Here is a 1,112-nt window from a genome sequence, read left to right on the forward strand (position 1 = left end):
TGTTGCGGGTATGGACGTTGCTGACGCAGGACTGAAGTAGACGGGCTGGTCCTCGGCGTGAGAATGGGAGTTGCGACACAACCGTTCTCAACCAAGAAGGACCAGCCCTGTGACACACCGTAATGCTCCGCTGACAGTGGAGGGAAGACGGCGTCTCGTCGAACGATGCCGAACTCGTCCGGTAGCGCATGTCGCTGCTGAAATGGGGATCTCTCGGCAATGCGCCTCGAAGTGGGTCAACCGTCACCGCAAGTACGGCGACCTGGGACTACACGACCGATCCAGCACACCGAAACACCAACCCACCGCCACCGCGGCGGGCGTCGTGGCCGAGATCGAATTCATGCGACGGACCCGGAAATGGTCGGCCGCGCGCATCACGTTCGAACTCCGAATGGGTGGAACGGTCATTGCTCGCAGGACCGTCACGAAAATCCTGCGCGGTCTGGGATTGCACCGTCGCCGGTTCATCGACCCGAACGGCGAGAACAACCGAAAACCCCAGGTCATCGCCGCGAAACGGCCCGGTCAGATGGTGCACGTCGACGTCAAAAAGGTCGGGAAGATCCCCGACGGCGGCGGATGGCGTGCCCATGGCCGTGGTTCCGAGCAGGCCAAACGATCCCAGCGGCGGAAAACGAAGAACAAGCAGACTCGCCTCGGCTACACCTATCTGCATTCCGCGATCGACGGCAACACCCGTTTGGCGTACACCGAAGCCAGAGACAACGAAACCGCCGCAACAGCCATCGATTTCATGAACAACGCCCGCATCTTCTTCGCCGCGCATGGCATCACTCGGATCGAGCGCGTGATCACCGACAACGGATCGTGCTATCGGGCAGCGGATTTCACGTCTTCACTCCGCGAAGCGCGGCACTACCGCATCCGGCCGTACACGCCGAAACATAACGGGAAGGTCGAGCGCTACAACCGCATCCTCGCCGAAGAACTGCTGTACTCCCGCGAATACACCAGCGAAGCTGAGCGGCGCACCGCCGTCGAAGTCTGGAACGTTCACTACAATTATCACCGACCGCATTCAGCACGCGGAGGACGACCGCCCGCCGCTTACCGCCGGCACCGCGTCACCAACGTCCGTTCCTCATACA

The 1,112-nt window shown here is 61.3% G+C and carries 1 protein-coding gene; it reads left to right on the forward strand.

What is annotated here, in order from left to right; all coding sequences use genetic code 11:
- Window positions 1-109: 109 nt before the first annotated feature.
- Window positions 110-1,112, forward strand: a 1,003-nt coding sequence (locus AC1Q6C_RS33620) for an IS481 family transposase (protein WP_158646774.1), incomplete at its 3' end; no start/stop codon positions are given.

It is taken from the genome of Rhodococcus sp. MT28, from assembly GCF_058792695.1.